Origin of the sequence: Mucilaginibacter sp. (assembly GCF_025362475.1) — a bacterium.
Taxonomy (GTDB): Bacteria; Bacteroidota; Bacteroidia; order Sphingobacteriales; family Sphingobacteriaceae; genus Mucilaginibacter.
In genome coordinates this window covers 16,243-37,770 of the sequence record NZ_JANYGH010000049.1, presented here as the reverse complement: position 1 = coordinate 37,770, position 21,528 = coordinate 16,243, and the positions used below count along the sequence as shown (strand labels likewise).

16 protein-coding genes are annotated in these 21,528 nt (G+C 42.5%); 6 read left to right on the top strand and 10 right to left on the bottom strand.

Annotated elements, in window-relative coordinates; genetic code table 11:
• Positions 1 to 23: 23 nt before the first annotated feature.
• On the bottom strand, positions 24 to 1,205 hold the full coding sequence (locus tag Q0R88_RS16105) for an MFS transporter (RefSeq protein ID WP_295717939.1): 1,182 nt from the start codon (positions 1,203 to 1,205) through the stop codon (positions 24 to 26).
• Positions 1,206 to 1,306: 101 nt separating this feature from the next.
• The gene (locus tag Q0R88_RS16100; protein WP_295717938.1) at positions 1,307 to 3,157 is read right to left on the bottom strand and encodes a chloride channel protein; all 1,851 of its coding nucleotides are present in this window, start codon (positions 3,155 to 3,157) and stop codon (positions 1,307 to 1,309) included.
• A 169-nt stretch (positions 3,158 to 3,326) separates the two neighbouring features.
• On the opposite strand from Q0R88_RS16100, the gene Q0R88_RS16095 reads away from it, so the two are divergent.
• Both Q0R88_RS16095 and Q0R88_RS16090 read left to right on the top strand, forming a co-directional pair.
• Positions 3,327 to 3,560 (top strand): hypothetical protein, encoded by a 234-nt coding sequence (locus Q0R88_RS16095; protein WP_295717935.1) that lies wholly within the window; start codon positions 3,327 to 3,329, stop codon positions 3,558 to 3,560.
• A gap of 92 nt (positions 3,561 to 3,652) precedes the next feature.
• A complete protein-coding gene (locus tag Q0R88_RS16090) occupies positions 3,653 to 4,300 on the top strand; it encodes a Crp/Fnr family transcriptional regulator (protein ID WP_295717934.1) in 648 nt (215 codons plus the stop codon).
• Between the two features lie 6 nt (positions 4,301 to 4,306).
• Here the strand turns inward: Q0R88_RS16090 and Q0R88_RS16085 are convergent, their stop codons facing one another.
• The 7 genes from Q0R88_RS16085 to Q0R88_RS16055 all read right to left on the bottom strand — a co-directional run bounded on the left by Q0R88_RS16085 (position 4,307) and on the right by Q0R88_RS16055 (position 15,882).
• A complete protein-coding gene (locus Q0R88_RS16085; RefSeq protein WP_295717931.1) occupies positions 4,307 to 4,888 on the bottom strand; it encodes an HPP family protein in 582 nt (193 codons plus the stop codon).
• A 124-nt stretch (positions 4,889 to 5,012) separates the two neighbouring features.
• Positions 5,013 to 7,001: a glycoside hydrolase family 97 protein gene (locus Q0R88_RS16080; RefSeq protein WP_295717930.1), complete on the bottom strand. Its 1,989-nt coding sequence runs from the start codon at positions 6,999 to 7,001 to the stop codon at positions 5,013 to 5,015.
• A 122-nt stretch (positions 7,002 to 7,123) separates the two neighbouring features.
• Positions 7,124 to 8,014: a hypothetical protein gene (locus Q0R88_RS16075; protein WP_295717927.1), complete on the bottom strand. Its 891-nt coding sequence runs from the start codon at positions 8,012 to 8,014 to the stop codon at positions 7,124 to 7,126.
• Positions 8,015 to 8,068: 54 nt separating this feature from the next.
• Complete coding sequence (locus Q0R88_RS16070) at positions 8,069 to 9,289, bottom strand: family 16 glycosylhydrolase (protein WP_295717925.1); 1,221 nt, start codon at positions 9,287 to 9,289, stop codon at positions 8,069 to 8,071.
• A gap of 257 nt (positions 9,290 to 9,546) precedes the next feature.
• Positions 9,547 to 11,424, bottom strand: a complete 1,878-nt coding sequence (locus tag Q0R88_RS16065; protein ID WP_295717924.1) for a glycoside hydrolase family 30 beta sandwich domain-containing protein — start codon at positions 11,422 to 11,424, stop codon at positions 9,547 to 9,549.
• A gap of 867 nt (positions 11,425 to 12,291) precedes the next feature.
• Entirely contained in the window at positions 12,292 to 14,202 is a 1,911-nt protein-coding gene (locus Q0R88_RS16060; RefSeq protein WP_295717922.1) for a 7TM diverse intracellular signaling domain-containing protein, read from the bottom strand.
• Positions 14,203 to 14,403: 201 nt separating this feature from the next.
• A complete protein-coding gene (locus Q0R88_RS16055) occupies positions 14,404 to 15,882 on the bottom strand; it encodes a glycoside hydrolase family 30 beta sandwich domain-containing protein (protein WP_295717920.1) in 1,479 nt (492 codons plus the stop codon).
• A 213-nt stretch (positions 15,883 to 16,095) separates the two neighbouring features.
• On the opposite strand from Q0R88_RS16055, the gene modA reads away from it, so the two are divergent.
• Genes modA through Q0R88_RS16040 form a run of 3 tightly spaced genes read left to right on the top strand, consistent with a single transcriptional unit; the run spans position 16,096 to position 18,173 of the window.
• Positions 16,096 to 16,872: a molybdate ABC transporter substrate-binding protein gene (gene modA, locus Q0R88_RS16050; protein ID WP_295717918.1), complete on the top strand. Its 777-nt coding sequence runs from the start codon at positions 16,096 to 16,098 to the stop codon at positions 16,870 to 16,872.
• A gap of 15 nt (positions 16,873 to 16,887) precedes the next feature.
• Positions 16,888 to 17,559 carry a molybdate ABC transporter permease subunit gene (modB, locus tag Q0R88_RS16045; protein WP_295717916.1) on the top strand — a complete coding sequence of 224 codons (672 nt, stop codon included), beginning with the start codon at positions 16,888 to 16,890 and terminating at the stop codon, positions 17,557 to 17,559.
• The gene (locus Q0R88_RS16040; protein ID WP_295717914.1) at positions 17,556 to 18,173 is read left to right on the top strand and encodes an ATP-binding cassette domain-containing protein; all 618 of its coding nucleotides are present in this window, start codon (positions 17,556 to 17,558) and stop codon (positions 18,171 to 18,173) included. The genes modB and Q0R88_RS16040 overlap by 4 nt, the downstream gene beginning before the upstream one ends.
• A 3-nt stretch (positions 18,174 to 18,176) precedes the next feature.
• On the opposite strand, the gene pnuC is transcribed toward Q0R88_RS16040, so the two are convergent.
• Positions 18,177 to 18,800, bottom strand: coding sequence for a nicotinamide riboside transporter PnuC (gene pnuC, locus Q0R88_RS16035; protein WP_295717912.1), 624 nt, complete (start codon positions 18,798 to 18,800; stop codon positions 18,177 to 18,179).
• 243 nt (positions 18,801 to 19,043) lie between these two features.
• Here pnuC and Q0R88_RS16030 point away from each other — a divergent pair, with 243 nt between their 5' ends.
• Complete coding sequence (locus Q0R88_RS16030; RefSeq protein WP_295717911.1) at positions 19,044 to 21,473, top strand: TonB-dependent receptor; 2,430 nt, start codon at positions 19,044 to 19,046, stop codon at positions 21,471 to 21,473.
• The last annotated feature ends 55 nt before the right edge of the window (positions 21,474 to 21,528 follow it).

Sequence of the window (21,528 nt, the reverse complement as noted above, 5' to 3'; positions counted from 1 at the left end):
TTGTAATTGGATATAGTTTTATTTTATATCGGATTGCCCTGCCCTGCACTTTTACCGGGCATCAATGCAAGGAGCCCCAGTATTGGTCCTATTGCCAGTAGCATATAAATGTAGCGGGCATTTGCTTCATTCAATAAAGCCGTAATTAATTGAATGCTGATAATGGTAATGGAAAAACCTATACAATTTACAATAGTTAGTGAAGTGCCTTTTGATTCCTGCGGCGCATTGAGGGCAATTAATGTTGAAAACATAGGAGAATCAGCAATAACGGCCATACTCCAGATGAACAAAAATATAATCAGCGTAATTGCCGAGTTGGTAAGCAACAACAGTGGAGAAATCAAACAGCAGGTACACGATAAAAATAATGCGACGGTTGCCGTTTTCTTTACCCCGAAGTATTGCGATAAAATCCCGCTAAAAGCGCAGGATACAGATCCGGCTGCGATGATCAGGAATGATAAAAACGGAATATTAAAATCAGCTAAAGGGTAATGGCTTTTATAGGTAGTTAATATTATTGGCACAAACATCCAAAAGGCATACAGCTCCCACATATGTCCGAAATATCCAAAAGCAGCTGCCCTGAATTTTCTGTCACTAAATCCTTTCAAAAAAACGCCCGGTTTTAATTTTTGACCGGGGCTGCGATATGGGCCGTCGGGTACCAATAAAAGCATAGCCAGGCCCCCAATTGCGGATAACAATGAGGTTGAAAATATGACATATTTATAGGGCAAAGTTGCTGTTATGCTTTTTAGCAAATGCGGAAAGGCTGTGCCGATAACTAAAGCACCTACTAAAAAGCCTAAGGATTTTCCAAGCCCCTGCTGATAATGGTCTGAAGCAATTTTCATCCCAACAGGATAGATGCCTGCCAGGAAAAACCCGGTCATAAACCTAAAAGTTAATAACATGGCTGGTGTTAAGCCTGTTGCACATATCCCTAAATTAATAGCCGCCGCTATGATGGCGCAGGCAAAGAAAACCTTAGAAGATGAAAAACGATCAGATATGCTTAGAATCGCGAATAGCAATGTTCCAATAATAAATCCTGATTGTACAGCGCTTGCTACATGGCCTAAATAGGCTGGTTCAAGTTGTAATTGTTTAGCAATGTCGCCCATGATGGCATTTCCTGCAAACCACAACGATGTGCAAAAAAACTGCGATATTACAATTACAGGAAGTACTCTCTTCATTTATATATGCTCAGGACTGCGGAAATAACCTGTGCAATATAACAGATAATATTATTAAGGCAGAAGAATGAATACCGCTTAAACATTTAATAAAGGGTATGTTAATTTTCGATGTTCAATATTTTGCGCCCTTTGATCAGGATCTTTAATCGTTGTCGTTTTAGGGAGATAGATAACCGGGTTTTATCCCCGTCGTGAATATGCGAACCATATGCAGCAATTATCTCCTTATAAGATAAGGTGCCGGTGATCTTATGATCTGCCGATATCACAGGAACGAGGTCCACTTTATGTTTTGCCATTAATTCTACCGCATGTCGTAGCGTTGTTTCGCTGTTTATAACCAATGCGGGTGAATTGATGATGTTACCGATAGTTAATTTATCGCCTTGTTCGTTGTTATAGATATCTGCCAGTTTAACGGTTCCCATAAAAGTTCCTTTATCATCTACAACAATAAAATCGTTAACGGCTGGTTTATTGGCTAATAGTCGTTCTTTCACCTCTCTGATTAAGTTTTCGGCACTTAATATAATGGCGTCCTTGTTCATAACCTCTGCAAGAGAAAGCTTACTAAGTACATCCGGCTCAAATGAAACCGGGGTGGCTACTCCTCTGCGTGCTATTTTTTCGGTCATGATGGTATTTTCCATTAAAAAGAACGATACCAGGTAGGATGCTGTACAAGCGCCAAGTAATGGAAGTAAGGCGTTTGATTGCATGGTTGATTCCAGTGCAAAAGTGATGCTGGTTAGATAGGCTCTTGATGCCCCGGCAAACATAGATGACATGCCCAGCAACGCTGCCATAGGGATGGTGATGCCTGCGTTAGGGAAAAACATTAAAATAACGGCGGCCAATATAGCCCCGGTAGCTCCGCCAATAGTTAACAAAGGAGCCAGTGTTCCGCCGGATGTTCCGCTGCCCAGGGCGATGGCCCATGAAAGAAATTTAAAAAAGCACAGCCGGATTATCAGTACCAGCGAGAGCGTGCCCGATAAAATGCTGATAATATTATCATAGCCTACACCTAATGTATGTGGTGCGAAATAGCCAATTAAGCCTACGGCTAAACCGCCTATAGCGGGCCACCACATCCAGTGTATAGGTAATTTCTCAAACCAATCTTCAATTAAATAAACAATTTTGGTTACTCCCAATGATAAAAATCCAATTACCAAACCAATGCCACTGTAAATAGCCAATGCGCCATTTGTGGGTGCAACTAAATTGGGCATAGGGAAAACCGGGCCGGATTCAAATAAAAAGTGATGCCCCGCAGCACCTGTTATGCAAGCCAATGCGACAGGTAAAATCGCTTTTGGCGAAAACTCAAACAGCAACAACTCAATGGCCAATAACACGGCTGCTATAGGTGTACCAAATATTGCCGACATACCCGCTGTTGCGCCTGCTGCCAATATAACTTTGCGTTCGTTAGCGGTGATTTTTAGTAACTGGCCCAGGGTAGAACCCAGCGCGCCACCTGTTGCAATTATAGGTCCTTCAGCGCCAAAGGGGCCACCAGTACCAATTGCTATTGCCGATGATATAGGCTTCAAAAAAGTGATAGAAGGCTTTATTTTGCTTTGATTTACCAGTATTTGCTCCATAGCCTCGGGTATACCATGCCCCCTGATGGCTTTTGAACCATATAGTGCCATTATACCTACGGCAATGCCCCCTATGGCGGGTACTAAAATAACCCATAACCCTAAATGATTGGCAGCCGGGCTATGAAAATGAATATCCAGTAATCCGTAAAATGAAATATTGGTTACTATGTTGATGAGGAAAACTAAACCTTTGGCTATGATACTTATGGCCATAGCCACAATAACCGATAAGATGGATATATAAAAAAGCCTTTTTTTGGCGGCGTGACTTATGTTTACTTTACTAATGTAATTTAAGGAGGGGGAGATTGGGATACCTGTTTCTTTTTGTTTCATGACCAACACCTGGAATGATAGTAGCTTTTGTAATTAATTGCTATTTTATTGCAAAGGTAATGAAAAAATGAGTTTTGTAAATTTATTTTTCAATTTTATATTGCATGTGCAATATTTTATTACAAGATTTGGGCTTTTATTAATCAAAAAATATGACGAGGGTAGCATCATGAGAAAATTCAGTTTTGTATTAATGGCTGTAGGAGTTATTATCATTATTATAGGTTTTTTAACCTTTACCAATTTAAATACAGTTAATGCCGTTGATTCGCACCGGTGGACAATTTACATCAATGGCATAAAATCGTTCCCATGGCCGGTATTTGCAGGATCGGTAATTGTGATATTGGGAGCTATTTTTAACATGGCTACATGGGAGCAACCAAAAGGCCGTTACTTTTAATAATTTAGCACACTTAATTAATTCCCGCTAACAGGCATTCATAAATGGCGAAAAGTAAAAACATCTGTGATTTAAAAAGCTGCTTTTTATGCATGCATTGTTTAAGTGATTGGATTCCGGTTATTGCGGCCCGCAGGGAAAACCATGTGGTAAAAAAAGGGGAGGTGATCTTTAAGGAAGGCGACCCTGTTACGGGAATCTACTTTGTTTATGAGGGCAAAATAAAGGTTCATAAAAAGTGGGATGCCGAAAAGGAGCTGATATTACGTTTTGCACAAAAAGGAGATATAGTTGGTCATCTTGGGCTGGGCGATACTGGTTTTTACCCTGTATCGGCAACAGCTATCGAAGCCGGGATGATCTGCTATATTGGTATGAATTTCCTGGAATCTACCCTGAACGTTAACAATAACTTTGTAATAAAGCTCATGCGATTTTTTGCCAATGAGCTGCAGGAATCAGAAAAGAGAATGCGGAATTTAGCCCACATGCCTGTTAAAGGCCGTGTTGCCCAAGCCCTCATCTCTCTGAAAAATAAATTTGGTTTAAATGGGGAAGGGTTTTTAAATATCGACCTCAGCAGGCAGGACCTGGCTGCTTTTACCGGCGCCGCGTATGAATCACTATTCCGCACTATTAACGATCTGATTGAAGAAAAGATCATAGAAGTTGCCGGGAAAAGCATCCTCATAAAAAACGAAAATATGTTGATTAAGCTTACCGAGGAAACAAGCATTTAGTTTCAACTATCGCTGGTACCTGCGCCATACCTTATACCATTTTTTATTATTTGGATATTTGCGATGGCTTGTCATGTTGTTAACAAGCAGGGCAACAAGTAATAACACTATCGCGCCAGATAATACCGGACTTAATACATACAGGTAGCCTAAAGCCTGGATTTTAGCCGAACCAATATTGGCAATCAAGGCCGTAGCCCCGCCGGGAGGATGCAATGTTTTGGTGATCTGCATTAATACGATTGAAACGGACACCGCCAGGGCCGATGACAGCCATATTTCATGAGGAATGAGCTTATGCATGGTAACACCAACAAGCGCGCATATTACGTGCCCGCCAATTAAATTACGCGGTTGCGCCAGCGGACTATTAATAATGCCATAAATTAATACCGACGATGCTCCAAATGAACCAATGAGGAATAAATTATCTGCAGCACTAAAATAAAAACTGCTAAAAAAACCTATGATCCCTATTCCTAAAAACGAACCTATAAAAGTCCACAGATGTTCTTTATAATCAACAAGCGTTTCTTTATAAACAATGAAACGGGCAGTCCTCACATGCCGATGTATTCTCCTAATCATAATTTATAGATTGGCGCAAAATAAGCACTTTAATTATAAACTATAAAACATCTTTTAAGCTACGATAGTCGTTAAGTGCTTAATCTAAGTTTTAATCATATTGAATATTAGTCACTTATGTATTTTAATTTACTTTCTCAAACCTTGCTGCCCAGCCACCGCCGGGTGCCAGCTTAACCGGTAATTTATCTTTCGATGTAACGTTCACCACTGTTCGTTTATAATCGGTAGCATCCTTATCGGCATTAACGCCATCTTCAAATATGGTTGCCTTATAGTCGCCATCACCTAAAAACGCGAGGTCAATACTCAGTTCCCTCGCATCCCAGTTGCTCATGGCTCCTGTATACCATGTAGTGCCTTTGCGGCGGGCAATAGCTACAAATTCGCCAACTTTACCATCAAGGGCTACGGTTTCATTAAATGTGGTGGGTACGGAGGTTATAAAATCGGTACTTTCCTGCTCTTTGGTGTATATGGTAGGGTTATCGGCCAGCATTTGCAGTGGCGCTTCAAATATGGTGTACATAGCCAATTGGTGGCAGCGTGTACCCTGGCTCATTGGATTGCCATTAACCGGGCGGAAATTAGCTTTACTTGAGTTTCTCATAGCGCCGGGCGTATAATCCATAGGCCCAGATAGCATGCGGATAAAGGGAATGCTTACATCATAACCCGGATGATTGGTTACGCCCCATTTTACGTTCTCCAGGCCTTTTACCCCCTCAAAATTGATGATGTTTGGAAATGTGCGCTGGATGCCGCTGGGTTTGTACATCCCGTGGTAATCAACCAGTAGATGGTGGTCGGCGGCTTTTTGTGCTATTTCATATAGTGATGAAACCATTTTCTGATCGTCGCGGTCAATAAAATCTATCTTGAACCCCTTCACTCCCATTTGCGAAAATTTGGCAAAGGCTGCATCCGTTTGGCGGGTAAGGGCATACCAGCTGGTCCACAAAATAAGGCCAACATTCTTTTGTTTAGCGTAATCTAACAGTTCCTGCAGGTTGATCTCCGGCGAAATCTGGTTAAGATCCACAATGTTCGACCATCCTTCGTCCAGCACCACATATTCTATTTTATTGGCTGATGCAAAATCAATATAATATTTATAGGTTGGATTATTAATACCAGCTTTAAAATCTACATGAGTAATGTTCCAGTCGTTCCACCAGTCCCAGGCTACTTTGCCCGGCTTAATCCATGATAAATCCGCTACGCGTGAGGGTGACGCCAGTTTCTGCACCATATCGCTATTGGCCAGTTGCCTGTCTTCGGTGCTGATAATCACTACACGCCATGGGAAACTGCGGCTGCCGGTAGTTTTGGCAATATAATCTGCACGACCATTAACCACATAATTCATATTGGCGTAGCCACCGGTTTGCTCAACGGTAGGGTATTTAGCAAATGCACCCTTTAGGCTTTTACTATTTACGCCATCGCTGGTTAAATACATGCCGGGATAGTTTTCCAGGTCGGCCTCCAAAATTGCAGCTTTGCGGGGGCTGCCAACATCAACCAAAATGGGTAAAAAGGCAAGTGTATCTTTCTTTACTGCGGATATATTGATGTTATCATACAGGGCCTCAAAGGAGGTGGTCCATTTATCTTTGTTCCTGAAATCGTTTACAAAGGGCAGGTAGGCTTTGTCATCATCCTTAAAGTTAAAGTTGGCTTCCTCGTTAACTATCGTGATATCTCCCTTTTTTTGGGTGATAAAGCGGTAAGCTACACCATCGTTATAAGCCCGGAATACCACGCTATAATCGCCTTTAAAACTGAGGGTAACCTGGTTATATTGATCGTGTACTTTGTCTTTTTTGTAGATGGGGGTATTAAAATACTCATTTACAGATGAAGTCTTTGCCGATTTAACTACCGTGCTTTTACCCAATATATCACCACCAGCCAAAGTCATTGATATGGTTGATGGTGTGATAACCTCCGCATCCTCATGCTTTACCCACCAGCTGATTGTAGTGCCGGTGTTGATGCCCAGGTCAATTTTTCCGTCGGGTGATTTTACATGATAGTTTTTGGCCGATTGTGCTAATAATACCGAGGCAGGAAAACACAGGCAAAGCGAGAGTAAAAACTTAATCTTCATCAGGAAAGGTGTTATGGTTTAAAACAGCGTGGTTTATTCTATCCGAAACTAAACAAAAAAACATTTATAGAATAATGCATTCCCTACAAATTGTGATGAGAAATAGGCAGGCTTTGTTAGCTCTACCACATCAAACTAAGTCCACCGTATACCTGGAAACCATTTCGGGACACGCTGTTCAGCTGGGTTTTATCAACCTCGCCAGTGCTGAGGTAAAGTACATCGGTGCCGTTACCGGTTTGCCATGTAAAATAGCCGCCGCCAAGGTTTATAGCAGCGGTGTTGGTGATATGGTAACTCAATTTGCCGCCCGCTTGTATGCCGTAACCATTAGCGTGGTGTTGGTAGCTAATGGGGTGCTGAAAACTGGTGATCAAATTCCAGTTGCCGTTGCTATTGTAGCCTACCTGTTGATAGGTGATGTCAGCTTTAAATTCAAGCCTTTTGATGATAGATACAAATGGTGTTAATTTAAGGAAGCCACCTTTCCAACGCGGCGAATAGGAACTATTAAGATTGGGAAACATATTGCCGCGATCAAGCAGGCGTAGAGACTCTTTACTTTCGGTGTAGCCTAAAATGGAGGTAAGGCTAAAGCGGCCCGAGTTAAAAATAATATAGCCAGCCCCCAGATTCCATAAACTGGTGTTGCCCCCGTTGGCATTAAAGGTTTCATTATAGGTGGGATTGCTGCGGTTATCTCCGCTATAGTCAGCATCGTTTACCGTGCCAGATGATATAAATTGCCGGGAGTAATCGGCATAGATAACCAATCGTTTGGAAAAATTCCAGCTTGCGGATGCCGCAATATTTTGTCCTCCAACTTTTGTCCATTTAAGTTCAGAAAGAACATTTGGATTTTGCCCGCTGATGTTGCCGGATATGGACCAGTGAAAGTTTTCCTGCTGGTAACCTGTTGATACATCCACCTGTAGTTTTTTTTGTATCATCTGGGCATGCAGGGGCTTAATGCAGCACATCAGTATTGAAACAAAAACTATAAGTTTCTTCATCGGGTAAAAATTAGCCTGCCTTGTAGTTGAAGGCAGGCTAAATATAATTGATAACTATTGATTTATCCCAAATGACTCCCAGTCCGAAGCGGTTGCACGCGTGCAGGTCATGGCCTGTGTGCCATTTTCGCTGGAGATAAATTTGCCATTATTGCCCCGCAGGGTTACTTTACCATCGGTAGTGGGCACCCAGTCAAACTTTTCCCAGTCGCCAATAGTGGCGCGGTTGCAGGTAATAGCCTGTACGCCGTTTTCTGATGATACATATTTACCCATACTTTGCAAGGCAACTTTGCCGCCACCGGCATCAACAACCGTAAATGTTTCCCATGCCGAAGCTGTAGGGCGGTTACAATTCATGGCTTGCGTGCCATTTTCGCCGCTTACATATTGGTTATTGAAACCTTTAAGGGTGATGTTTGAACCGATAGGAGGAGAAGTTGTACTGCCCGAAAGATCATAAACGCGTACATAATCAACCACCATGTTGCAAGGCAAAGCACCATCGTTAATGGTATTGCCCGGCAGATCGCCACCTATAGCCAGGTTAAGGATGATGAAAAATGGATTATGAAAAGCCCCTGTATTATTGATGTTGTTGGCAATATTACCGGTTACATAAAGTGTATTATCAACATACCATTTGATAGAATTGGTATCCCACTCCACCGCATAGGTATGGAAGCCCGTTGGTGTAGTAGTGGTGCTGCCACCGTATTGACTATGCCCATTAACATACCAATGCATCGTGCCTAAAATAGTATTCGAGGTATTTACCTGCTCCATAATGTCAATTTCGCCACATTGCGGCCAGCCTGCTGTGCCTATATTGGCACCCAGCATCCAGAAAGCTGGCCAGGTTCCCTGTACTGCAGGCAGCTTAATGCTGGCCTCGATACGCCCGTAAGTTGGCTGAAATTTACCGGCAGTAGTTAGTTTGGCCGATGTATAAGGCTGACCGCCCACTGTTTGCTTGCGGGCAGTAATGGTTAAATAACCACCCGATACAATAGCATTGGCTGATTGATAGTATTCCTTCTCGTTATTCACGTTTGGGTTGCCGTTGTCCAGGTTCCAGTTGGCGGTGTTTACACTGGTGCCATTAAACTCATCGCTCCATACCAGTGTTGCCGCCCTCGGCGTGGTGGCCTGGTTGGTTTGGGTGTTCGCGGTTGCGGGTGCTTGCTTGTTCGCGTCCTTTTTACAAGCAATGGCCAAAGTGGCAAGGGCCATTACCGTAAAGGCTCCTTTTGCATAATTTAAGAATTGATTCATAAGGTTGGTATTTTGTATTATAAAATTGGTGGATTGCGATTTTTGATGATTAATTCTACTCTTCCCAAAAAAAATGTCATTCCGAACGAGGTACGAGGAGGAATCTTCTGCGCCCTGCAAGACCCATCTGCAAAGTTTGTATGAAAATCGCATAAGATTTTTCGCTATCGCTCAAGAAACAGTTTCTCTTTCGCCCCACCGCTCTTTTCCCCTCTTGCTCTATCGAAATGACATTTTTTTTAATTACACAAGTTTAATTATTGATTTACCCCGAAAGCTTCCCAGCCAGATATGGTGGCGCGGTTACAGGTCATGGCCTGGGTGCCGTTCTCGCTCGAGATGTACTTGCCGTTGTTGCCTTTCAATGATATTTTACCATCGGCATTAACCACCCAGTCAAATTTCTCCCAATCGCCATAAGTAGCGCGGTTACAGGTTATGGCTTGTGTGCCGTTTTCTGATGATACATATTTGCCCATGCCTTGTAAGGCTATCTTGCCTGCGCCGGCATCAACCACAGTAAATTGCTCCCATGCAGAAGCGGTTGGGCGGTTGCAGTTCATGGCCACGGTACCGTTTTCGCTGCTTACATATTGGTTATTGATGCCTTTCAATGTAATAACAGAGCCAATAGGAGCACCGGATGACGATCCGCTTGATTGGGTACCACTCCATTTAAAGGTTGCCACGGCACCGGCTGCTAAAGAATAAGTGAATGATTCTGTACCCCATTTAACTTTAAAACTAACTGCAGATGAGCCATTATTAAGCGCGATTAGCACCTTGCTGCCATCGGAGTTTTTAAAGGCTACGTTTTGGATACTGCCAGAAAGGTTGGAAGAAATACGCATAGCCCCCGGTCTAACAAAACGGGCGGCATGACCAATAATATAATAACCAACATTGCGGGTAATAGAAGTTCCGCTTACGGTTATACCACCCAGGCAAGTGCTGCAACCGCCTGCGGTATGCGGGTTATTATTGGGGTCGGCAGCCAGGTTCCACTCCAATACGTTTCGGCTCCAGTTACGGGTACCGCCAATAATGAGGGTATTTACATGCCATGAAAGGTCGCCGCCAAAATTGCTTGGCGCGCCAACCCACTGCTCGGTGAAATAAACGTTTTTATTGGGGTAGGCATTATGAACAGTTGTTAACGCGTTGATGTCACCTGCATACAGGTGAAAAGCGGAACCATCAACATAAGAATTAGCGCCGGCATCGCCTAAAACAGTGGTGGCGTAGCTGGGCACATCGGCATTATGATCATAAGCGATGATCTTGGTGGCAAAACCGGCCGCCCGTATTTGCGGACCAAGATTGTTTTTAATAAAAGTAGCCTGCTCCGTTGCCTGCATCACCATACTTGGGTTGTTATAGGGGTTTAGCGGCTCGTTTTGCGGGGTAATGGCATCAATAGTAATACCCTGTGCCTGCATGGCCTGCAAGTATTTTACAAAATAGCGGGCGTAGGCATCATAATAAGCTGTATTTAAACTGCCGCCTGTATAGCCATTATTGCCTGTTGTGTTAACCTTCATCCAGGTTGGGGCCGTCCAGGGGGTGGCAATAATTTTAATGGATGGATTGATGGCGATAATCTTTTTCAGGATGGGCAGCATATCCTGGTTTTCCTGGCTGATGCTGAAATTGGTCATATTCACATCGCCTGCCACCTGGTTGTAAGTAAAATCGCTGGAACTCAAGTCTGACGCGCCAATGCTGATCCGTAGATAGCTGATACCGATCTGCCCGTTCGCGGTGCCGAAAAGTTCATTTAAAACAGCGGCCTGGTTGCCGCCAAGACCGTTTAGTAAACCGGCGCTACCGCCTGTTAAAGTAAAACCGAAACCATCAATACCCTGGTAAGTGGTATTCTCGTCAACTGTTACAGTTGTGGCATTTGTGCCCGCGTCTGCAGCAAAGTTAAAACTGGTTTGTGCCTGCAAAAGCTTCGATTGATCGGATGTGGTTACCCATGCATTCACCACTTCATTGGCGGCACGGGCTACTGTTCCGGTTTTTGTCTGGGCGTTTGCCGTTCCGGTATTAGCATCCTTTTTACAGGAAAATAACAGGACAGCAGGTAGCAGGGTGAGGACTGCCAGCCACTTGAATTTGTAATTGATCTTCATAAAATTATTATTTGGTTTAATTGATTGCACACAAAATTCCATGGCAAAAAGCTGGCTACGCATCTGCTAAATCGCTTTATTGATTTAACCAATGCTTAAAATACAGTAGTTTGAACGCAGGCAAAATAGCATAGCTCAAAATAGTTTTTCAGGAAGACAGGCTTATGTCTGGTTTATAATTGTAAAACAAATCTATGTTATTTTAAACGTAAATAACAATAGAAATGTTCGTAAATAACTGATTAATAGTATATTATGTATATTTTAATACGGTTGGAACGCAGGCATAAAACTGAAAAATATGCCATTAGATGATTTGTTAAAGGATTTTTAGGAGATGTATCTTTTTTGTGATACGCTTGTGTCGCAGTTAATTTTAAAGAAAAAAAATATGATCACGACCGATAGGACTGCAGTGTTTATAAGCAAGATAATTGAGATACCATCAAGTTAAGAGGTTTCGCGCAAAGACGCCATGTCAGGTCGCTTGTTTTTCTTAGAATCGATTTATCTTCATTGTTGTTTGTGTCCTCAAACAATGGAAAAAGACTAAAGCGATAACCTCAGGAAGTGCTACAATGGCACCGAAATTAGGGTAGCTCCTATGGAGCAAAAGAATATTTCTGACGTTTTTCTACAAATATGTAGCCTCTCCGGGGCATTTGAAATTGCTAAGAAATTGTAAATTGACGAAAAAATATCCCGTAGGGATAACCTGCTTGTAGAAAAAGATGGTTATAAGATATTTTGTCTCGGAGAGGCTACCCGACCGGGGGACATCATAAAATCAAGCCCTTAGATCATGGAAAATGTATTTTTCCACCATAATCAAGGTGCATTTTTAGCACTTTAAGCCCTAATCTTTGCTCAATCCACCGAATTATCAATCACCAATTTACTCCAGCCCTTCGCCCCGGCGTTTTTAATCTCCTTTTTTCGGGCCTCCATTGCCTTTTTAATCCGTGTGCTATAAGCCCAGCAGGTGCTTTGACGGATAGACAGGATTTCGGATAGTTTATGAGATGAGATCTTGCCTTTGGTAGAGTACATTAAAAAAATCATGTAAAAGGCTTTGTTGATAGGGATGCGGGTGTTTTGTAAAATGGTATAGGCTATCACCGATTCTTCATAACCACATTTTGAACACCTGCGACTATAAGGTAAATGCCCGCCGCCATAATGTAAACCACTACATTTTCGGCAGGCGTAAGCGTTCTCCCATTTCAGATCAGACAAGAATTTGAAACAGGTTTCCCTATCGGGATAAATCCTGCTGAACTCCTCAAAATCTACCTCGGCCGACATTACACGGTCGTGAGTTACCTTCTCGATGTTGTTATGCAGGGTAACATTATCTTTTTCGAGCAGCACATTCATGCGCGAAATTTCTTCTGCCTGGTGCTGCAGCAGGTCGTTCACTGATCGCAGCTCCTCGTTCTGCTCTGCAATCATGGATGATTTTTCAACCAGCTCTTTGGTGCGTTGCTGTACCTGCTCTTCCAGGCGTTTATTCAAAATGTCTTTTAATTCCTCATTCTGTTTCATTTGTTGAATGATATCCTGCTGGGCATCATCCTTTTCCTTCTTCAGGATCCTTACTTTATCGCCAATAGCAAAGGATATGAAAAGCATTTCGGTGATAAAGCAAACGCTCAGGCTATAGTAATCAAACTCGGTAACCGGCAAAAACCACATATTTAAGGCAATGCAGCTTTTAATAACAAAACCTATCAGCAAAAAGCAATAACCGATAACAAAAAAGCGGGCGGGTTTGTACCCGGTGGCCCAGGTATAGCAACCCGCATAAAAGGCCAGCAGCAGCGGTATAAACTCAATGATCTTATAGTTAAACCAACTGTTGTTTATGGTGATGCAAGCCAGAAAATACAAGCAGCGCAACACTGTTACCAAACTGGTAGCTTGATGTAAACGGGGCGCGTTTACCTTTAAATTGAGCAGGCTTTGGGTAAACAGGACTGCAAAAATACTGGCGGCAAACAAGGCTATGCCATAAGCATACTGATTCCAACCCGGGTTGTTGGGCCAGATGTATTGATAGGCTATGCCATCGGCGCACATTTCGTAAAGACCGATGCTGATGTTATAGGCGATGTAGTATAGGTACTGCACCTTGCGCATAGCTATAAACATCATGAGGTTGTACAGGCCGAAAACCAATATCATTCCATAAAACACCCCAAAAAAGAAATACTCATCAAGCGCGTAGCTGATAAACCAGCTCACCGTACGCAAAACCATAATCACGTTCACAGAATGGTGCGATCTGATGCGGATGTAATAGATGGCATCCGCGTCTTTAGGGGTATTTAAATTCAGACTGAAATTTTTATGGTGATAAAACCTATCCGAAAAGGGACGGCTGCTGCCCAAAAGTGTTGGGGTATATTTATTGGGAGCGATGGGCGAATAAACGGTAATGCTATCTATCGTCTGATCGAAAAACTCCAGCAGCCAGTTGTTTTTAGTGCCGGCGGTATGGCCTATTTTTATGCGGTACCAATAGGCGGAGTTAACGTTCCTGGTTACCGGGGTAGGTTCTGGATTTACCCGGAAATGTTTGTCAAAACCAGAGATATCGGCCTCGCTGAATTTTAACTGAGCTGTAGTATCTTCAAAATAATACACCTGCTTATATTCAAATATGTGTTGCTTAACTTTATCATTCAGCGGTACAGCAATTTGTGCAGATACGCTATTAACGAGACAAAGAAATAACAGTAAAGCCGGGGTAAAATATCTCGATAAAAGTTTATACATACGCAGGTAACGGGGTAATTTTCTTTCGTACCCGCAGCTTGGTTTTGCAGGTACGAAAGCTGGTTAGTTTGGTTAGCGTCAGGCCGGATACAATAATAGTATATTTCTTTTTATAATCCTATTAAAAGTATATAATACAGTTATTTAAAGATTTTTTTGAAGTAAATTAACTTTAATGAAACTTTTATAAAGTATTGAAAATTACCACACATAAGTGGCAACCGCGCCTGCTGCAAGCGTAGTAAGCGCCGATTTACCATCAATTTTAAAGCTGAAAGTTTGTTGTGTACTGCCGGGGTTTAAAACAATGAGCACCTTTGATCCATCTGTGTTTTTGAATGCTACGTTAGGTAATGCCGATAGGTAATCTGAGGCTATACGTACTGCGCCGGGCCTTACAAATTTTGATGCATGGGCTATTATATAATAGGATACATTGCGGGTAACACCCGATGATGCGTTAACGGTGATAGCGCCGCGGCAGGTACTGCAGCCACCGCCGGTATGAGGGCCGTAACTTGGGTCGGTGGCCAGGTTCCATTCCAATACATTGCGGCACCAGTTGCGGGTAGCCCCAATAATTAAGTTGGTAAAATGCCAGGAAAGGTCGCCTGCAAAACCTCCTTCTGATGGCGTGTACTGCTCGGTAAAATAAAGGTTCTTGTTGGGATAGGCATCATGCAGGGCCAAAAGCGAATTAATATTGCCCGCATACAAATGGAATGCAGAACCATCAATATAGGCGCTGGCAGCAGCATCCTTAAAAATATCCGTAGGGTAATCGGTATGGTCGGCATTATGATCATAGGCTATAATTTTGGTGCTTAGCCCTGCTGTTTTAAATTGCGGCCCCAGGTTGTTTTTTATAAAATCGGCCTGTTCGCTGGCTTGCATGGTCATCGCCGGATTATTATAGGCATTTAGCGGCTCATTTTGCGGGGTAATGGCATCAATGGTTATACCCTCGGCTTTCATGGCCTGTATGTATTTTACAAAGTAGCGGGCATAGGCATCATAATAAGCAGTGTTTAAATTCCCGCCTTTAAAACCGCCATCGCCAATTACGGCGCTTTTCATCCAGGTTGGGGCGGTCCATGGGGAGGCCAGTATTTTTATGTTTGGATTGATAGCGAGGATCTTTTTTAATACAGGGATCAGATCTGTTTTTTCCTGAACTATAGAGAAGCTTTTAAGGTCGACATCGGTTTGGCCGGGCGTAACTTCATCATAGGTATAATCAAATGCGCTCATGTCTGATGCGCCAATGCTGATCCTGAGGTAACTTACGCCGATGTGTGTGCCGTCTGTTGCAAACAGGTCTGTTAACAGGTCGTTTTTTTGTGCATCGTTCATCAGGTTAATAACCTGTGCGCTGCCCCCGGTAAGGCAATAGCCAAAGCCTTCAATGGTTTGGTAGGTTGTAGCGGCATCTATATTAATGACGGTACCAGCTGTGGTGCCGGTGCCAAAGTTTATAGCTACGTTTTGTTTAGTAAAAGCCTGAGATTGATCTGCGGTGGTAAGCCACATGGCAACGTCGCTGGTTAAAGGGGGTGTTGGCGTTACCGGTGTAACTGGTGAGGGCGTAGCAACAGTAGTTTTTTTGCTACAGGCTTCGGCACCTAAAATGGCAAGTGTAATAAGGGGTACCAGAAGGGCTTTACTGAAAATTTTTTTCATAGAAAGGCAGGTCTTTATTAAAGTTTTTTTGTTTTAAATTGATGTAAAATTGGTTTATTTAACTGCGGAACTCCACTAATATATAAATCAATAAACGGCATAACAAGTATATATTTGTGCTGTTATACCGTTGAGCCCGTTGTTTTTTAATTTCTGATACGCTTTAATACCAATAGAAACCGACGCCGGCTTAGTAGATAAAAATAAAAACCCATGAAGCACGAACAATACAATAGCAAGCCATTAAAAAGCATAATTTTTTTTATTGCTTTGAGCATAATGGCACATTTGCCCGGATATGCACAAGATGTGCGGGTTGCGGCTGCAGCCAACCTGCAATCGGTTATTGAAGCATTGCAAAAAGATTTCAGGCAAAAAACGGGAATTGTAATTGAACCTGTCATCGGTTCATCGGGCAAGTTGGTGGCGCAGATCAGTAATGGCGCTCCCTTTGATGTGTTTTTATCTGCCGACATGAGTTTCCCCGAAACTTTGTTTAAAAATGGCTTCGCTACAGATAAACCGGTTGTATACGCCCAAGGTAGTCTCATTATCTGTAGCTGGCAAAATATAGGCTTTAATAACTGGGAACGACTTTTATTAACCGCCAGGGTAAAAAAGATTGCAATAGCCAACCCGGCGATTGCGCCCTACGGCAAAGCAGCCGAAGAAGTATTAAAAAAGAAGGGCATTTTAGATGACGTAAAGTCTAAAACAGTTTATGGTGAAAGTATATCGCAGGTAAATACCTACATCACAACCGGGGTTGCCGATATTGGGTTTACCACACAATCATTTATTAAGGAAACAGAGCATAAAACCGCTTTATATTATAAGGTTATCAACCCTAAGGATTATACACCTATATTGCAGGGGATGGTGATATTGAAACACGGTGCCGGCAACACCGCAGCCGAAAAGTTTTACAGGTATATATTAAGCCCGGCAGCTAAAAGTATTTTTACAAGCTATGGTTACCATATGCAATAACCCCTATTTTTGTTGATGGACCTTTCCCCAATATGGCTTACTTTAAAATTGGCCGGTATTACAACAGCTTTGCTGCTGTTTATTGGCGTGCCGTTTGCCTGGTGGCTTTCGCGGGGAACATCTTTTTTTAAAATAATTATCGAAGCCATTATTACTATGCCATTGGTACTGCCGCCATCGGTATTGGGGTTTTATTTGCTCCTGGCTTTTAGTCCGCAGCACGGCTTGGGTAAATGGCTGCATGATAGTTTTGATGTACAGTTTGTATTCTCGTTCCAGGGCCTGATACTGGCTTCGGTAATTTACAGTATGCCCTTTATGGTTGGTCCGGTAAAATCTGCTTTGCAGCAATTACCCGCTGCTTTATCAGAGGCTTCGTATACTTTAGGTAAAACCCCGTGGCAAACATTTAAAAGCGTTTTATTGCCCAATATTAAGCCATCGTTATTAACAGCTATTGTACTCACGTTTGCCCACACCCTGGGCGAGTTTGGGGTGGTGCTGATGATAGGTGGCAACATACCCGGCGTTACCCGGGTAGCTTCCATAGCGGTATATGATTCGGTAGAGAAAATGGATTATGCGGCGGCCAATAATTATTCGCTCATTTTGTTTTCCATTACGTTTGTACTGGTAATAGCTGTTTTTGTGTTTAACAGGTATCGAGCCAAAAGCCCTTTAGGATGATCAGTATAGCTATCGAAAAAAAACTAAAAGCCTACCATGGCCAGCAGGTATTGCGGATTGATAAGCAATTCATAACAGGCAGTATCACCAAAATATATGGGCCTTCGGGCTCCGGTAAAACCACTTTCCTTAAATTGATTGCAGGTTTAATCAACCCCGAAAAAGGAACAATTATTGCCGATGGCGTTACCTGGTTTGATACAGCAGCAAAGGTTAATTTAGTTACTCAAAAAAGGAATGTGGGCTTTGTATTTCAGCAATATGCCCTGTTCCCCAATATGACTGTGAGGCAGCACCTGGAATATGCCACCACTGATGCACAATGGATAAAACGATTACTATTATTAGGCAAGCTGGAAACGTTACAAACGCATAAGCCAGAGTATTTATCTGGTGGGCAACAACAACGGCTGGCTATCCTGCGAGCCATGACTACCAAACCCAAACTGCTTTTAATGGATGAGCCCTTCTCCGCGCTCGACCCAAAAATGAAAACAGAACTGATAGCCGAGTTAAAAATAATTTTGCAGGAACTGGGCACAACAACCCTCATAGTAAGCCATAACCCATATGAATTGGATGGATGGGTTGATGACGAGATGGTTTTTGAGTAGAAGTTATACTTCTTCGGCAGGTTTTATTGCTTTATATTCCTTATACCAGTCAATATAACCTATAGTAGCCAATATCAGCAACACAATATATAATATGGCAGTTACATACAGGCTTTTATAAATGTATAGCGGCACATAGCAAATATCAACAAATACCCAAAGCGCCCAGTTTTGGAGTATCTTCCGGGTCATGAGCAATTGCGCCACAAAGCTTATTGCTGTACAAAAGCCATCGATATAAGGAACGGTACTCGAGGTGAATTTTTGAAGATATAAGCCCAATAATAATGATAAAGACAATGTAGCCAGGATCACCAATCCATATTCTTTTGGACTAAGGGTGCTCACCGGTTTCTCATGTCTCTCTTTTTTTCGCAACCAAAAATACCAGCCATAAATCCCTGTACCCAGGAAATAAATTTGCAGGTAAGCATCGCCAAACAGTCCATTCTCAAAAAAAACAATGAGGTAAGCCGTTACGCTGATGATGCCGGTTAACCAGTTCCAGATATTTTGCCGGGCAGCCAGGTAAACACAGGCAATGCCTGTAATAGCCCCTATCCACTCCAGGTAGCTGGTTTGCTTAATTCCCTGCAGAATTTGTTGGCTGATAGAGAGAAGATGCATTTAACTCAAATATATAAAAGGTAATTTAAGGGGCAAACAGGTGATTACCCCCGATGTGTTGGCTTAAAATGCCAGCGTTCCCTTCCCCTACAGCCCTTCCGCTTTCCAATTGTAAATGCGCATTGGCCATTTGATCAAAGGAGTACAGTAAGATATTGCAGTTAGGCAAGATGGCATATAACCGATGTAACACTTAAAGACAGTAAGCGTCTTAGTTATGAATTTCTGATTACATTAGTTGATATGATGTTAAAAAGGTACTGCTTTATTTTGTTGTTATTTCTTTGTTCAGGTGTTTATAGTCAGCCGGCATATACGGATAAGCCTGAATTTGTAATTACAGTTTTAAATGAAAAGTCGCAGCCGGCAGCGGGGGCTACGGTAAAATTGGTACAGGGTGATAAGCCTGTAAAGACTATCATGAGCAATATAATGGGAGAGGCTTCATTTAGCGACATTGCGGCTGGTGCATATACATTTTTAATTACCTATACGGGCTATAAACCCCAAAATACCCGTGTTTACCACTTTCCTGTTAACGTATCTGCCGATACCGTGATATTGCAGCCATCAAGTACAGCATTGCAGGAAGTGAGCATTGTTGCCAATACCCCCTTTGTTCAGCAAAAAGAAGGTAAAACTGTGTTGAATGTGGATGCTTCTGTTACTAGTATAGGCTCAACCGTACTGGAGGTTTTGGAGAAATCGCCGGGAGTAACTGTTGATCGTAACGGAGGCATAGCCTTGCAAGGTAAAGCCGGCGTTTTGGTTATGATAGATGATAAACCCACCTACCTATCCGGCGCCGACCTGAACAACTTGCTGAGCAGTATGAGCTCGGCACAGGTAGCGCAGATAGAACTTATCACCAACCCTACTGCCAGGTATGATGCAAGCGGCAATGCGGGGATTATCAACATTAAAACAAAGAAGAATAAACAAAAGGGCTTCAACGGCTCTTTTACAACTTCGGTTGGGCAAGGTGTTTATCCAAAAAACAGCAACAGCCTGGTTTTAAATTATCGCACAGGGAAGATCAATACCTTTTTTAATTACAACATGAATTTTGTGGAGTACCTGTTAGATCTGTATGCGTTAAGAAAGTATTACGATGCCAACAATATACTAACAGCAAAGCTTGATCAGTCTTCTTATTTATCAGGTACGTCTTTAAATAATACTATTAAAACCGGGCTTGATTATTATGTTAGCCCTAAAACAACTTTAGGTATTGTATTGAGTGGTACTCTTGTTGGCAGGCATGGCAATAACAGGGCGATAGCCAACTGGTTAAATACTGATAACGCAGTGGATTCTGCCATAGCAACCACCAACAAAAGCCATACCCATTTTAAAAACGGTTCTATAAATTTAAATGCCCGGCACACTATATCTCCATCGCAGGATCTTGGGGCTGATATTGATTGGCTGCATTATAATTTCCTTACTCAACAAAGTTTTAACAATACGCTGCTTGCTCCAGGCGGGTACCAGGATATATACCGCGGCAACGTGCCTACAATCATAAATATTGTTTCGGGAAAGGTTGATTATACATTGCGTACCGATAAAAGTGGCACGTTTCAATCCGGCTACAAATCATCGTATAGCAATACCGATAATACCGCGTTGTATGAAAATCTTGATGATTTGCAGTGGACGGAAGACTACAGTAAAAGCAACCACTTTTTATACAAAGAGAATGTCAATGCCGTTTACAGCACTTTCGAAAAGAAGTATTCAAAGTTAACTGTTCAGGCTGGTGTTAGGTACGAGTATACCAGCTATAAAGCCCATCAGCTGGGGAATGCGATTCAAAAGGATTCAGCCTTCTCCCGCAATTATGGCGGCTTTTTCCCCAGTGGCTACATTAGTTACCAGGCAGATTCATCCAACAGTTTTACACTAACGGCTGGCCGGCGTATTGACAGACCGGTATTTCAAAACCTGAACCCGTTTTATATTATCATCAACAAGTATACCTACCAAACAGGTAACCCATACCTTTTACCGCAGTACAGCTGGAACTTTGAGCTAAGCCACCAATATAAAAACCTGCTTACTACCAGCATATCTTACAGCAATATCAAAAATTACTTTTCGCAGCTGTTTCTTAACGATGAGGCCAAGGGAATACTTTTGTATACGCAAGGCAATGTTGGCAGTACCTATAATTTGGGCCTGTCATCCACACTGTCGGTATCGCCGTTTAACTGGTGGAATGTAACTATGGAGGCCCTGTATAATCACAAGCAATTGAAAGGCTTTAACGGCAATACTTATACCAGTAAAATAGATCAACTTAATCTTAATGCTAATAACCAGTTTACCATAGCCAAAATTTATACCGCCGAGATCTCTGGTTTTTATACCACAAAGGCCCGCAACGATGTGCAGGAATTATTATCCCCCACCGGGCAGTTATCCCTGGGCATATCAAGGCCCTTGTTAAAAAAGAAGGCCACTTTAAAGTTCAGCGCGCGGGATATTTTTTATACCAATGCGATGGAAGGGCTAACCCAGTTCCCTAACGCTACCGAATATTTTAAATTACGGAGGGATACAAGGGTGTTTACACTTGCCTTTACCTATCGTTTTGGCAAATCATACAAGGTGGCTAAGCGATCAGACGGCAGCGCCGCGGATGAGAAGGATAGGGTAGGCAATAGTTAATGAGACAAATGGCCAGTAAGAAAACAGCTTTAACGTAAAATACCGACCAACAAAA

Excerpts from the sequence above, each read along its gene's own strand:
- Q0R88_RS16105 (WP_295717939.1), bottom strand. The coding sequence starts at position 1,205 with ATGAAGAGAGTACTTCCTGTAATTGTAATATCGCAGTTTTTTTGCACA.
- Q0R88_RS16100 (WP_295717938.1), bottom strand. The coding sequence starts at position 3,157 with ATGAAACAAAAAGAAACAGGTATCCCAATCTCCCCCTCCTTAAATTAC.
- Q0R88_RS16095 (WP_295717935.1), top strand. The coding sequence starts at position 3,327 with ATGAGAAAATTCAGTTTTGTATTAATGGCTGTAGGAGTTATTATCATT.
- Q0R88_RS16090 (WP_295717934.1), top strand. The coding sequence starts at position 3,653 with ATGCATTGTTTAAGTGATTGGATTCCGGTTATTGCGGCCCGCAGGGAA.
- Q0R88_RS16085 (WP_295717931.1), bottom strand. The coding sequence starts at position 4,888 with ATGATTAGGAGAATACATCGGCATGTGAGGACTGCCCGTTTCATTGTT.
- Q0R88_RS16080 (WP_295717930.1), bottom strand. The coding sequence starts at position 7,001 with ATGAAGATTAAGTTTTTACTCTCGCTTTGCCTGTGTTTTCCTGCCTCG.
- Q0R88_RS16075 (WP_295717927.1), bottom strand. The coding sequence starts at position 8,014 with ATGAAGAAACTTATAGTTTTTGTTTCAATACTGATGTGCTGCATTAAG.
- Q0R88_RS16070 (WP_295717925.1), bottom strand. The coding sequence starts at position 9,289 with ATGAATCAATTCTTAAATTATGCAAAAGGAGCCTTTACGGTAATGGCC.
- Q0R88_RS16065 (WP_295717924.1), bottom strand. The coding sequence starts at position 11,424 with ATGAAGATCAATTACAAATTCAAGTGGCTGGCAGTCCTCACCCTGCTA.
- Q0R88_RS16060 (WP_295717922.1), bottom strand. The coding sequence starts at position 14,202 with ATGTATAAACTTTTATCGAGATATTTTACCCCGGCTTTACTGTTATTT.
- Q0R88_RS16055 (WP_295717920.1), bottom strand. The coding sequence starts at position 15,882 with ATGAAAAAAATTTTCAGTAAAGCCCTTCTGGTACCCCTTATTACACTT.
- modA (WP_295717918.1), top strand. The coding sequence starts at position 16,096 with ATGAAGCACGAACAATACAATAGCAAGCCATTAAAAAGCATAATTTTT.
- modB (WP_295717916.1), top strand. The coding sequence starts at position 16,888 with ATGGACCTTTCCCCAATATGGCTTACTTTAAAATTGGCCGGTATTACA.
- Q0R88_RS16040 (WP_295717914.1), top strand. The coding sequence starts at position 17,556 with ATGATCAGTATAGCTATCGAAAAAAAACTAAAAGCCTACCATGGCCAG.
- pnuC (WP_295717912.1), bottom strand. The coding sequence starts at position 18,800 with ATGCATCTTCTCTCTATCAGCCAACAAATTCTGCAGGGAATTAAGCAA.
- Q0R88_RS16030 (WP_295717911.1), top strand. The coding sequence starts at position 19,044 with ATGATGTTAAAAAGGTACTGCTTTATTTTGTTGTTATTTCTTTGTTCA.